The sequence below is a fragment of the Paraburkholderia guartelaensis genome, assembly GCF_004353905.1.
GTDB classification, from domain to species: domain Bacteria; phylum Pseudomonadota; class Gammaproteobacteria; order Burkholderiales; family Burkholderiaceae; genus Paraburkholderia; species Paraburkholderia guartelaensis.
This window is the reverse complement of sequence record NZ_SMOD01000012.1, coordinates 48651-61196: the sequence shown is the minus strand read 5'-3', so window position 1 is coordinate 61196 and position 12546 is coordinate 48651. Positions and strand designations below refer to the sequence as shown.

Sequence of the window (12546 nt, the reverse complement as noted above, 5' to 3'; positions counted from 1 at the left end):
GCCGTCACTAGTTAGTTAACCTAACCTACGTGCTAAAAAAATTTCAGGCATACGGCAGCGGAGTGCGGCAGCCCCCTTCGATGAGCCGCAGCCGGTGATGGAACGCCGCGAGCGGGTAAGCGAAGAAGTAGTGTGCCGTGACGCGCTTTTCCGCATAGAACGGATCGTCGGCAGGGGCATCCATCGCGATGCGCAGTGTGCGCGCCCAGGCGAACGCGAGCAGCAGCCAGCCGATGAGTGCGAGATAGTCGTCGGCCACGCGGTAGGGCAACTCGCGATCGTCCGCGCTGCCTTGCCCGATTTCGCCCGTGATGCGCTGCACGTCGGCAACGAGCGCGTCGAGCCGTGCGCCCGCGCCATGAAGTGCATGATCGTGGGAAGCGACACAGCGTGCGGCCTCCGCTGTGACATGCGCGAGCAACGCGCGCAACGCCTCGCCGCCATCGCCGAGCACCTTGCGGACAAGCAGATCGATCGCCTGGATTTCGTTCGTGCCTTCGTAAAGCATGGCGACGCGGCTGTCGCGCACCGTCTGCTCCACGCCGTATTCGTGGATATAGCCGTAGCCGCCGAACACCTGCAGCGCACTCGATGCCGCTGCGAAGCCATTGGCGGTGAAGAACGCCTTGGCGACAGGCGTGAGCAGCGAGGCGAGCTGCCCCGCCGCCTGGCGCTCATGCGCATCGGGATGGCGCGCGGCCACATCGAGCCAGTAACCGATCCAGTAGCCGATGGCCCGCTCGCCCTCCACCGTCGCGCGCAAATCGAGCAGGATGCGTCGCATGGCCGGGTGAAACGCGATCGGTACGGCCTGCGCCGGCTCGCCCTCGTAATGCGCAGGCGCACTCACGGCGCGCATTTGCACACGTTCGTGCGCGTAGGCGTGCGCACGCTGCCAGGCAAGCTGCGCGTGGCCCACACCCTGCATCGCCACCTGCAGGCGCGCAGCGTTCATCATGACGAACATCGAAGCGAGGCCGCGGTGCGGCTCGCCCACCAGCCATCCCAGCGCATGCTCGAAACGCATCGAGCACGTCGGGCTGGCCTTGAGGCCCATCTTCTTCTCGACGCCTTCGCAATGCACGCCATTGCGCACGCGCTCGCCGATCTCGCCGACAGTCCATTTCGGCACCACGAAGAGCGAGAGGCCCTTCGTGCCCGCCGGCGCATCGGGCAGACGCGCGAGCACGAGGTGCACGATGTTTTCGGTCAGATCGTGATCGCCGCCCGTGATGAAGATCTTGCTGCCGTCGATGCGCCAGGCGCCGTGCGCCGCGTCGGGCGTCGCTCGCGCGCGCAGCAGCGCGAGATCGCTGCCCGCCTGCGGCTCGGTCAGGCACATCGTGGCAAGCCACTCGCCGCTCGCGATCCTGGGCAGCCAGTCGCGCTTCAGTGCATCGGAGCCGTGCGCCATCAGACACGCCGTCGCGCCATGCGTGAGGCCGGGCGACATCAGCCATGCGTGGTTAGCCGCTGCTAGCATTTCCTGCAGCGCGACTTCGAGCAGTTGCGGCAAGCCCTGGCCCCCCGCGTCGGCATCGAGCGCGAGCGTCGGCCAGCCTGCCGCGACGAAATCCGCATACGCCTCGCAAAAACCCGCGGGCATCGAGACCTCGCCGCCTTCGAAGCGGCAGCCCTCGAGATCGCCCGCCGAGTTCAGCGGCGCAACACGTTCCATCACGAAACGTGCCGCTTCTTCGAGCACCTGCTGTGCCGTCGCGCTGTCGACGTCCTCCCATGCGGGAACACTGCGCCACCATGCGGGTGCTTCGATCCATTCGTCGATCACGAAACGCATGTCGCGCAGCGGAACCTGGTAGTCGAGACTCATCGTGACCGTTCCTCAAACGTGCTGCAGATGACGGGCGAAGATCACGCGCGTTTCCGTGCCCCGCGCGGCGTATAACGCATTCACGAGCGCCGCGCGCTGGCTCAGCACGACGCGCTGATTGATCGACCCTTTGTCCGTGATCTCGCCGAGATCGAGCGACGGCGGCGCGTCCATCACGTGCAGTCGAGTGACGAGGGTCGCGCTGCCCGTTGCCTCGCGGTTCAGCCGCTCCATCAGGTCAGCAAAGAAGTCGCGCACGGCGCTCGCGTCCAGCACGTCGCGCGCGGCCGCGCTCGCGTCGAGCCCCGCGAGCCGGCGGCACTCGTCGAGGCGTGGGAAGATCAGCACGCCGATGTCGTCGCGGTCCATACCCGCAATCACCGCGTCCTGCACGTACGGCGCGCCGCCCGAGACGATGCGCGCGCGCATCGGGCCCACGCTCACGAACGTGCCGGAACTGAGCTTGAAATCCTCGGCAATGCGTCCGTCGAACAGCAGACCCAGCTCGGGCCGCCCGGCATCGACGAAGCGCACGGCGTCGCCGGTGCGGTAGTAGCCCTCTTCGTCGAACACGTCGTGACGGTCCGCCTCGTTCGTGCGCCAGTAGCCGCCCATCACGTTCGGGCCGCGAAAGCGCGCTTCGAGTTTGCCGTCCACGGGCACGAGTCGGGTCTCGCAGCCCGGCGCAGGCAGGCCGATATAGCCCGCGCCCATCACCGGGCCGGTCGTGAAGAGGCACGACGGCGCGGTCTCCGTCATGCCAAGGCCCGCCATGATGCGGATGCGCTCCCCGCAATGGGCCTGCGTCACGCGTTCGAGCCGGTCCCACGCCGCTTGCGAGAGCCCCGCGCCCGCGAAGAAATACATCTTCACGCGCGAGAAAAACGTCTCGCGCAGCTGCGCGTCGGTTTCGAGCGCGGCAGTCAGTTCTTCCCAACCCTTCGGGACGTTGAAGTAGAGCGTGGGGGCGATTTCGCGCAGATTGCGCAGCGTCTCTTCGAAGCGGCCGGCCACGGGTTTGCCGTCATCGATATAGAGCGTGCCGCCGTTGTAGAGCGCGATACCCACGTTGTGGCTGCCGCCGAAGGTGTGATTCCACGGCAGCCAGTCCACCAGTACCGGCGGCTCGATGCCGAACTGCGGGAAAGTCTGCAGCAGCATCTGCTGATTGCTGCACAGCATGCGATGCGTGGTAGGCACGGCCTTCGGCAGGCGCGTCGATCCGGAAGTGAAGAGAAACTTCGCGATCGTGTCGCCGCTCACGCGCGCCTGCGCGTCTTCGATGCTGCCCGCCCGCGTCTCGAGCAACGCCGAAAACGGCGTCTCGCGGCGCGCGCCGCCAGCCGGCGTCACGACCACGCGCTCGATATCGGCGGGCACAGCGGCGTCGAGCGCCGCGGCAAAAGCGGGGCCGTCTGCCGCGAATACGAGGCCGGGATTGAGCAGGCCCAGCGTGTGCCGCAGCTTGTTGTAATCGCTCGATACGAGCGAATACGCGGGAGAAATGGGTGCATAGGGCACGCCGGCCCATAGCGCGCCGAACGCCATCTGCAGATGTTCGAGATCGTTGCCCGAAAGCAGCGCGACGGGGCGCTCGGCCGACAAGCCGCGTTCGATCAAGGCCTGCCCGATCGCACGGGCGCGTTCGAGCATCTGCGCGTAGCTGATGCCCTGCCATTGCCCGTCGGCGCCACGGCGCGCCACGAGCCAGCGGTCTGGATGTGCGTGCGCGCCGCTCACGAGCCGGTCGGTCACGCGCTCGGGGAAGTCGTCGAGCGCCTCGGTCGAGCGCAAATACCAGCAGTCGCCGCGCCGTTCGATCTGCGGCGCGGCCGAGCCGATCGCGACGGCGCGATAACCGGCGAAGTCCGGTTGCACGACGGCGCGAGCATGCGTTTGGGTCGGCTCCGAATCCAAAGCCTGTCTCCTTTGCTTGACCGGTGCCGGACTGCGCGGTGCATCGGCGCAGACGGCCCGGTGGTTCATGTCGTGATGCGCGCGTTCAGATCGGGTAGTGGCGCGGGCCCGTCTGCACGGTGATCCAGCGCAGGTCCGTGAATTCGGCGATCGAAGCCTTGCTGCCGAAGCGGCCATAGCCGCTCGCCTTCACGCCGCCGAACGGCATTTGCGCTTCGTCGTGCACCGTCGGCCCGTTGATATGGCAGATACCGGATTCGATGCGCTTCGCCACGTTCATCGCCCGCGCGATATCGCGGCTGAACACCGCCGCCGAAAGGCCGTACTCGCTGTCGTTGGCAACCTTCACTGCTTCTTCATCGCCGTCCACACGCTGCACCGTTACCACGGGGCCGAACGATTCGTCGGCGTAGAGCTTCATCTCGCGCGTGACGTTTTCGACGATCACGGGCTGCATGACCGCGCCGTTCACTTCGCAGCCCAGCGGCAGCTTCGCGCCCTTCTCGCGCGCGTCTTCCACGAGCGCGCGTATGCGCCGCGCCGATGCTTCGCTTTCCAGAGTACCCAGTACCGAGCCCGGCTGTGTGGGGTCGCCGGCCTTTAGCGTGCGAGCCTTCGCGACGAGCTTGTCGACGAACGCATCGGCAATCTTGTGGTCGACGATCACGCGCTCGGTCGACATGCAGATCTGCCCTTGATTGAAGAACGCGCCGAATGCAATGCCTTCCACTGCCGCGTCGAGATCGGCATCGTCGAGCACGAGCACCGGTGCCTTGCCGCCCAGTTCGAGCAGTGCAGGCTTTAGATGCCGCGCAGAAAGTTCCGCGACGACGCGGCCCACGCGCGTCGAGCCCGTGAAGTTCACGCGCTTCACGGCAGGGTTGGCGATCAGGCGCTCGACAATGGCGGGCGCATCTTCCGGCGCATGCGTGAGCACGTTGACGACGCCCTCGCCGAGCCCCGCCTCGTTGAGCACTTCGCCGATCAGCGCATGCACGCCGGGACACCCTTCGGATGCCTTCAATACCACTGTATTGCCGCACGCGAGCGGCATGGCGAGCGCACGCGTGGCAAGAATCACCGGTGCGTTCCAGGGCGCCATGCCGAGCACGACGCCGCACGGCTGACGCACCGCCATCGCGAGGCTGCCGGGCACGTCGGATGGGATCACCGAGCCGTCGATCTGCGTGGTCATGGCGGCCGCTTCGCGCAGCATGTTCGCGGCGAGCATCACATTGAAGCCGTACCAGTTCGCCATTGCGCCCGTTTCCGCCGCGCCGATGGCGATGAAGTCCGCAGTGCGCGCATCCATGCGGTCGGCGGCGGCCAGCAGGCGCTTGCGGCGCTCCGTGGGCGTGAGCGCGGCCCACGCCGGGAAGGCGTGCGCGGCGGCGGCAACGGCCGCGTCCGCATCTTCCGGCGTGGCGGCTGCCGCGCGCGTGGCCACCGCGCGCGTGGCCGGATTGATGCGCTCGAAGGTCTTGCCGTTCGACGCAGCGCGCTTCTCGCCGCCGATCAGAAGCCGGGTTTCATGCATGTCGTTGTCTCCTCTGTCTGGTGCGACGCTATCGATTAGCGCTTGTATGCCTGCAGGCCCGGCTTGATGCTCTTGTCGTCGAGGAACTGCTTGAGGCCCTGCTCGCGGCCGCCTTCCTTGTCGCGATGGTTGGCCTGGTCGAGCTTCGCGTAGAGATAGTCCTCGTTCTGCTCCCACGTCAGTTCGCGCGAACGCTTGAAGCCATGCTTCGCGTTGCGCAGCACGACCGGGTTCTTGTCGAGCAGTTTCGCGGCGAGCGCGATCACTTCCTCGCGCAACTGCGCGAGCGGCACGCTCTTGTTGACGAGGCCCATTTTCGCGGCCTGCTGGCCCGTGAACGTATCGCCCGTCATGATGTAGTAAAGCGCCTCGCGGTGGCCCACCGTATCTGCCATTGCCTTGCTCACGAGATTGCCCGGCGGAATGCCCCAGTTGATTTCCGAAAGACCGAACGTGGCTTCGTCCGCGGCAATCGCGAGGTCGCACGCCACGAGCGGCGAGAAGCCGCCGCCGAAACACCAGCCGTTCACCATCGCGATGGTCGGCTTCGAATACATGCGTAGCAGTTGCCATTGCCAGCGGCTCGCGTCGCGGCGAATGCGCTCCTGCAGCACGTCGGGGCCCGCATCGACTTCGCGGAAGTATTCCTTCAAGTCCATGCCAGCCGTCCACGCCGAGCCTTCGCCGGTCAGCACGAGCACTTGCGCCTCGGCGTCGAGCTCGAGCGTTTCGAGCACGTCGATCATCTCCTTGTTGAGCGTCGGGCTCATGGCGTTGCGCTTGTCGGGCCGGTTGAACGTCACCCAGCCGATGCCGCCCTCGACTGCAACCTTGACCGTTTTCCAGCGACCTTCGTAACTCATTCTCTCTCTCCGTAGACACTGCCGCACTCGCGGCTTGAAATCAATTTACTATCAGGCTACCTGATATGTAAAGTAGAATATGATCTCGTCGGTACAAACCCGTAAAACGCGATGACCCAGAAAACCTCCCCCACTGCGCCGCGCGCCCGAATCGCGCAGCCAGCCGCCGAGGGCAGCCCGCACGCCGTGCCGCCCATGCGCCTGAGCTACCTGATCGGCCAACTCGACCGCGTCGTGTCCCGCCGCCTGACCGAAGCGCTCGCGCGTCACGGGCTCACGCTACCGCAATACACCGCGCTTTCCGTGCTGCGCGCGCGCGGCCGCTCGTCGAATGCGCAACTCGCCGAGCGCTCGTTCATCACGCCGCAGGCCGCCAACGAAGTCGTGAAGACGATGGAGGCGAACGGCTGGGTCATGCGTGAAGCCGACCCCATGAACCGCCGCGTAGTGCTGCTTTCGCTCACCGAAGCCGGCAACGCGCTGCTGGGCGAATGCGACGCCGCCGCCGATCACGTGGAAGGCGCGATGCTCGACGATATGGACACCGAAACAGCGGAAAAACTCCACGCGCTGCTGCATGCCTGCGTGCGCAATCTGCGCGCTTCGTAAGCGCTCGCGCAGCGAGTGACAATAAGGAGGAGACACCCTTGAACATCGACCAGCTCGTTGCGATCGACACGCACGTCCACGCCGAAGTGTCGTGCTGCCAGCCGCCCGACCTCTTCGCGAAGGAGTTCGACGAGGCCGCCGACAAGTATTTCGGCACCGTGCTCAAGCAAGGCCGCCGCCCGACGATTCCGGAAACGATCGAGCACTACCGCGAGCGCAACATCGGCTTCGTGATGTTCACGGTGGATTGCGAGGCGAATATCGGGCGGCGCCGCATCGACAACGAAGAGATCGCCGACTTCGCGCAGCAAAACGCCGACATCATGATCGCGTTCGCCAGCATCGACCCGCACAAGGGCAAGTTCGGCGCGCGGGAGGCGCGGCGGCTGATCGAGGACCACGGCGTGCGCGGCTTCAAGTTTCACCCCACCATGCAGGGCTTTTTCGCCAACGACCGGCTGGCTTACCCGCTATACGAAGTGATTGCCGAATATGGCCTGCCCGCGGTCTTCCACAGCGGCCACTCGGGGATGGGTTCGGGCATGCGCGGCGGCGGCGGGTTGCGACTGAAGTATTCGGAGCCGATCTATCTCGACGATGTGGCCGCCGATTTCCCCGACATGAAGATCGTGATCGCGCATCCGTCCTGGCCATGGCAGGAGCAGGCGCTTTCCATCGCGCTACACAAGCCCAACGTGTATATCGACCTGTCGGGCTGGTCGCCGAAATACTTCTCGCCGGAACTGGTGAAATACGCGAATACGCTGTTGCGCGAGCGCGTGCTGTTCGCTTCCGACTTTCCCTTGATCCGTCCGGATCGCTGGCTCGCGGATTTCGATACCCTCGACATCAAGCCGGAAGTGCGCCCGTTGATCCTCAAGGAGAATGCGGTACGGCTGCTGGATCTCGGCGCGAAACCCTGAAGAAAGCGACGCGCCCGGCGAGGCTCACGCGGGTCGCTCGACCGCCGCAGCAGGTTCGCCCGGCGCCTTCTCGCGCTTGACGGCGTACATCGCAAGATCGGCACGGCGCAAGACCTGATCGACGTCCTGGTCGTCCGCCGCGACCGTTGTGAAGCCCACGCTCGCCCCAACGTTCACCAGCAGTCCCGGCGCAAGCTCGAACGGCCGCTCGATCGCTTCGGTCACGAGGCTGGCCCAATCGTGCGGCGCCCGGTCCACATGAGGATCGACGATGACGAATTCGTCGCCGCCCATGCGGGCCACCCATGCGCCCGCGCTGGCGAGCATGCGCAGACGGCTCGCGACCTGCACGAGCAGCATGTCGCCGGCCTTGTGGCCATGCGCGTCGTTCACGAGCTTGAAGTCGTCGAGATCGACGAAGAACACCGTCATGCCCGCCTTGATGGGCGAGGCGCTCGCGGGTCCGGCCGCGCTAAACAGGCCATCGCGGTTCAGGAGTCCCGTGAGGGCGTCATGGCGTGCGCGATGGCTGTTTTCCCGTTCGGCCTTCATCGTCGAGATGAGCATGGCGTTCAGGTGGCGCGCGGCGGCGCTCATCGCGAACAGATAGAAGGGAATTTGCAGCAGCGTGAGCAGGAGAACTGGCTCGCCGCCCAGCAGCGCACCAATGCAGCATGGGCCGAGCGACAGGCAGATCATGACCGCCACCAGTCGCGGCGCCGCGAAATTGCGGAAGCAGATCCCGCCCACCATGGCGGCGGCGGAAAGAAAGGCGAGCGTAGCGGATACCCAGTCCCGGCTCATGGCGCTGACGAGCGCGCCATAGCCGACCGTCGCGCCCCACAACGGCGCGAGGAGAATATAAACGTCGGTGGGCGTGCTCTTGCCTTCCCTTGCGCGGCGGCGCGACAGGGTGAGCGTGGCGAGGCGCACCGCGCAGACGAGGATTTCGGCGATGAGCCAGAACTTGAACGGCAGCGTGCCGTGCCGGCGCGCGAGCACCCACGCCACGGCCACGGTATTCGATACGCCGCCAAAGAAGATCGGCAACGTCCCGAACAAGGTGCCGACAAGGGCGACGCGGATTTCGTGCGGCGTGTCCTGACCGGGTTCGGTCAACCAACGGGCCAGCTTGCCGCGCGGCAAAGAGTAGATTTCGTTGCGGGAGCTCACATGCATCACCGTCGGTCGTACCGCGCGCCAGACGGTTTCGCGTCTCGCGCTCTGTCAAGTCCGGGTCGTGCGGCCATGCGAATGCAACGGACGCCGCCGCCCTGCTGCGATAACGGCAAGCTGAAAGGAAAACTTTAGGAATGCAGGTGGAAAGTCGTTGGTTGAGCTAGCAACTAATTGGATGGAGGTATTGGTATGCGCCTGATGCGATTTACATTAAGCGGAGCACGATTCTCTGGAGAAGCGCTTGCAGGTCGCGTCGCGTGTCGATCACGAGGTGAATAAAAACGGTGTCGTCGCGGACCTGATAGATGATCCGGTTCTTGCCCGAAAGTATCTGTCGAAAAGTGTCGTCGACAAAGCCTTCGAGTTCGGCAGGCAAATGGCCGCTTTCCGGGAACTGGCGGATCTGCGCAATGGCGTCCTGGAGTTGAGCCGACGTCTGACGCCAAGTCTCCCATCCGAATGCGCGGACGATGTAGCTTCGCAGCTCATCGATACCGATCCGCGCGGTCGGCAGGACCCGGTACTTCAGCAGCGGGGCCTGCATTAGCGAAGCTTTTCCTGGCGGTCGAGCTCGTTGAGTTCTGCAAAGAACTCGTCGCCATCCAGATGGTCCGCACGCTCGATCTGTTTTTGGCCGATGGCCAGGATCTTCAGCAATGCGAGCGTTTGTTGAGTCGATTCATAGGTTCGCACGTCCTGAACAACGAGCTTCGCTTCGCCGTTCTGCGTGATGATGAGCGGCTCCCCTGAATCGGTCAGATCCTTGACGATTTGCGCGGCTTCACTCTTGAGATAGCTGATTGGCTTCACGTGATCGGCGAGATGCATGAGGTGCTCCCGTAGCAAGTCAAACAGGACCAAATATAGACTATTATCGGTCCGATTGCACGCATCACCTTTTAGGGCCGGGTTAGACCGTTCGCAACTCCGCGCCATCCAGGACATAACGCGCAAACAGAAAGTCCCGAATACCGGTGACCGCATCGCCTGCAAAATCGAGCGCCACGAAATAGGCCGGCCCGCCAGCAGGATCGTGGCGGTCGAACACCACCATGACGGGCCGCCCATCCACGCATGCCGCTTCGAAGCGCCACTGCTGCGCGAGCGCGTAACGGTGCAGGTACTCATCGGTCCGCTCAAAAAATTCTTCGAGCCGGGGAACGATCGATACCGAAAACGCGCGCGAAAGCGCGCCTCCCGCAGCGTAGCCGCTAACGGGCGACGATGATCGTCATCTCGGATTCGTACTTGATCCGCACGTGGCTATGGTGCTTCAGGGACTGCATCACTTCGATCAGATCCGGGCGGCTGACCCGAATGGAGCGGGCCGTGCCGGACTTGTCTACGACGGTCAGGAGGTTGAGCTTGCGGTCGACGCCGGTGACTTGCGCCACGCCGCTAAAGACCCGGAGCACCTGGAAGTTTTCCTGGTCGGCGCCGGAGGAATGCTGGGTCACCTTCGCCGTGTGGGTCAGGCGCGTGACCGCTGCACCCTCGGCAGGCGCCAATCCGGTGACGTGTGGCTCCATATAGTGGGTTGTAAGCTTGTCGCCAACCCTGACGACTTTGAGCACGTCGCGATGATCTTTCGCACTGAAGCTCAGGTCGTCGTGACCCGGCACGGTCACGACGATGAGCGCATTCTTCTGATCGATCAAACTGATGGTGCCGCTTTCCGTGTCGACGGAGGCCCCGGCTGGCACGGCTTCCGAGGCGGCGGAGGCTTCCGTGTCGGCCGCGCGGCACATGGGCGCCGAGGCGGCAAAGAAGCCGCAAGCCGCGACTGAGAGCGCAAGGCAGCGCGCGAACGCAATGCGCGTATTCGATCGATAGAGCATGGTAGTCCCCCTGGAACGATCAGGTGCCACGCTTGTTGCGCCGGTCAGGGACCATGGCGTGTGCTCTCGGAGCCTAACACTGCAGGACGCCCCGGCCATCGGACTTTGGTCCTATAGGGTCGAGGCTGGGGTCGAGGCTCCCTACCGTGCGAAGGCCGCCGCGCAGCTTCCCGGCGCCTGTCCCGGCACCGGCGAGCGGAACGTGAACAAGCCGCCCGCCAGCGGCTGCTTCTCGCGCTCCGCTGCCGTGAGCCCCTTCCACGCGGTGGAAACGTACACGGTCTGCAGATCGTCCCCGCCGAACGCGAGCTTCGTGATGTTCGCGCACGGAAACGCAATCTGGCCGGCCAGTTCACCCTCGGGCGAATAGCGGTCGATGCGCCAGCCGCCGAAAAGCGCGACCCACACGTAGCCCTCGGCGTCCACCGCCATGCCGTCCGGGTGCCCGTCGCCAGCAATGGCAGTGAAGACGCGCTTGCCCGACAGCGTGCCGTCCATGGCAACATCGAACGCATACACGACGCGACGCATCGTGTCGTTGTGATAGAGCGTGCGGCCGTCCGGACTCATGGCCGGGCCGTTGGTGATCACGTAGCCGCTGTCCTGTGCGCTCACCACCGCGCCTGCATCCACGCGATACAGCGTGCCGCTCGGCGCTTCCTCGGCATCGTCCATCGAGCCGAACCACAGGCGTCCGTGCGCATCGGCGAAACCGTCGTTGAGGCGATTGCCGGGCAAATGCGGCTCGACATCCACGACCTTGTCGAATTCCCCGCTCACGGCATCGAAACGATAGAGGCCGTCAGGCAGGCCGCACACGAACACCCGATCCCCCAGCGGCGCGATAAAGCCGACCTGGTCGGGCGCGTACCACGTCGTGCGCTCCCCGGTCGCGACCTCGAACCGATGAATCCGGCGGCCCTTGATATCGACGAAATAGACCGCGTTTTCCGCGGCCTGCCACAACGGCCCTTCGGCAAGCTCCGCGCCGATCGGCCAGACGCACACGGGATGCGGCATCGTCATTCTCCGTACCATCCCGCGTCGACGAAGTAATCGCGCCCTGAGCAGCGCGAGGCGTCGTCGGATGCGAGGAACAAGGCCATGCGGGCGACATGCTCGGGCTCGATGCGCAGTTGCAGACACTGACCCGCGACGACCTTCGCCTCGCTCTCCGGCGTTTGCCACAGATTCATCTGCCGCGGCGTTTTCACGGCGCCCGGGATGATGCAGTTCACGCGAATGCCCGCGCCGCCCAGATCGCGCGCAAGACCGCGCGTCAGACCTTCGATGCCGGCCTTCGCGGTCAGGTAGATCGGCAGGTTCGGCAACGCGACGTGCCACGACACCGAACCGAAGTTCAGGATCACGCCGCGCCCCGCTTGCCGCATGCCCCGCGCGGCGGCCTGCGCGCAGAAGAACTGATGGCGCAGGTTCACGGCGATACGCCCGTCCCAATAGCTCGCGGTCAGCTCGCCGATATCATGGCGGTCGTCGTTGCCCGCGTTGTTCACGAGCACGTCGATCGGGCCCGCGGCATCGACGATCGACGCGAACACGCTTTCGATCGCGTCCACGCTGCACAGGTCGCAGCGCTTGAACAGCGGCGGATGCTTCGCATCACGAAGCTTTTCCTGAAGAGCGAGCGAATCGTCTTCGGCCACGTCGAGGAAGAACACGCGCGCGCCCTGCTGCGCGAATGCTTCCACGACCGCGGCCCCAATCCCGCTGCCGCCGCCGGTGATAACGACGGTTTTGTCCGCCAGGCTCGGATAGATTGCGTACGACATCAGATATTCCAGTGTTGACTTGTCAGAACCCAAACAGGGCGGCGAGCCGCAGATGGCTC

The 12546-nt window shown here is 65.0% G+C and carries 13 protein-coding genes; 2 read left to right on the top strand and 11 right to left on the bottom strand.

Going from position 1 to position 12546, the window contains the following annotated elements:
• Window positions 1–43 precede the first annotated feature (43 nt).
• From E1N52_RS17310 to E1N52_RS17295, 4 genes are all read right to left on the bottom strand, one after another.
• Window positions 44–1831 carry an acyl-CoA dehydrogenase family protein gene (locus tag E1N52_RS17310; protein WP_133183981.1) on the bottom strand — a complete coding sequence of 596 codons (1788 nt, stop codon included), beginning with the start codon at window positions 1829–1831 and terminating at the stop codon, window positions 44–46.
• A gap of 12 nt (window positions 1832–1843) precedes the next feature.
• The gene (locus tag E1N52_RS17305) at window positions 1844–3748 is read right to left on the bottom strand and encodes a feruloyl-CoA synthase (RefSeq protein WP_205965624.1); all 1905 of its coding nucleotides are present in this window, start codon (window positions 3746–3748) and stop codon (window positions 1844–1846) included.
• 85 nt (window positions 3749–3833) lie between these two features.
• Window positions 3834–5285, bottom strand: a complete 1452-nt coding sequence (locus E1N52_RS17300; protein ID WP_133183979.1) for an aldehyde dehydrogenase — start codon at window positions 5283–5285, stop codon at window positions 3834–3836.
• 35 nt (window positions 5286–5320) lie between these two features.
• On the bottom strand, window positions 5321–6148 hold the full coding sequence (locus E1N52_RS17295) for a p-hydroxycinnamoyl CoA hydratase/lyase (RefSeq protein WP_133183978.1): 828 nt from the start codon (window positions 6146–6148) through the stop codon (window positions 5321–5323).
• A 111-nt stretch (window positions 6149–6259) separates the two neighbouring features.
• Here E1N52_RS17295 and E1N52_RS17290 point away from each other — a divergent pair, with 111 nt between their 5' ends.
• Both E1N52_RS17290 and E1N52_RS17285 read left to right on the top strand, forming a co-directional pair.
• Window positions 6260–6757: a MarR family winged helix-turn-helix transcriptional regulator gene (locus tag E1N52_RS17290; RefSeq protein ID WP_133183977.1), complete on the top strand. Its 498-nt coding sequence runs from the start codon at window positions 6260–6262 to the stop codon at window positions 6755–6757.
• A gap of 38 nt (window positions 6758–6795) precedes the next feature.
• Window positions 6796–7680, top strand: a complete 885-nt coding sequence (locus E1N52_RS17285) for an amidohydrolase family protein (RefSeq protein WP_133183976.1) — start codon at window positions 6796–6798, stop codon at window positions 7678–7680.
• A 24-nt stretch (window positions 7681–7704) separates the two neighbouring features.
• Here the strand turns inward: E1N52_RS17285 and E1N52_RS17280 are convergent, their stop codons facing one another.
• From E1N52_RS17280 to xylB, 7 genes are all read right to left on the bottom strand, one after another.
• On the bottom strand, window positions 7705–8853 hold the full coding sequence (locus E1N52_RS17280) for a GGDEF domain-containing protein (protein WP_133183975.1): 1149 nt from the start codon (window positions 8851–8853) through the stop codon (window positions 7705–7707).
• Window positions 8854–9064: 211 nt separating this feature from the next.
• Window positions 9065–9403 carry a type II toxin-antitoxin system RelE/ParE family toxin gene (locus E1N52_RS17275; RefSeq protein ID WP_133183974.1) on the bottom strand — a complete coding sequence of 113 codons (339 nt, stop codon included), beginning with the start codon at window positions 9401–9403 and terminating at the stop codon, window positions 9065–9067.
• Window positions 9403–9687 (bottom strand): type II toxin-antitoxin system Phd/YefM family antitoxin, encoded by a 285-nt coding sequence (locus E1N52_RS17270; RefSeq protein WP_133183973.1) that lies wholly within the window; start codon window positions 9685–9687, stop codon window positions 9403–9405. The genes E1N52_RS17275 and E1N52_RS17270 overlap by 1 nt, the downstream gene beginning before the upstream one ends.
• A gap of 82 nt (window positions 9688–9769) precedes the next feature.
• Window positions 9770–9913 (bottom strand): hypothetical protein, encoded by a 144-nt coding sequence (locus E1N52_RS44080; RefSeq protein ID WP_165979398.1) that lies wholly within the window; start codon window positions 9911–9913, stop codon window positions 9770–9772.
• Window positions 9914–10070: 157 nt separating this feature from the next.
• Window positions 10071–10697, bottom strand: coding sequence for a hypothetical protein (locus tag E1N52_RS17265; RefSeq protein WP_133183972.1), 627 nt, complete (start codon window positions 10695–10697; stop codon window positions 10071–10073).
• A gap of 141 nt (window positions 10698–10838) precedes the next feature.
• Window positions 10839–11723 (bottom strand): SMP-30/gluconolactonase/LRE family protein, encoded by an 885-nt coding sequence (locus E1N52_RS17260; protein WP_133183971.1) that lies wholly within the window; start codon window positions 11721–11723, stop codon window positions 10839–10841.
• Entirely contained in the window at window positions 11720–12487 is a 768-nt protein-coding gene (gene xylB, locus E1N52_RS17255) for a D-xylose 1-dehydrogenase (protein WP_133183970.1), read from the bottom strand. The genes E1N52_RS17260 and xylB overlap by 4 nt, the downstream gene beginning before the upstream one ends.
• Window positions 12488–12546 lie beyond the last annotated feature (59 nt).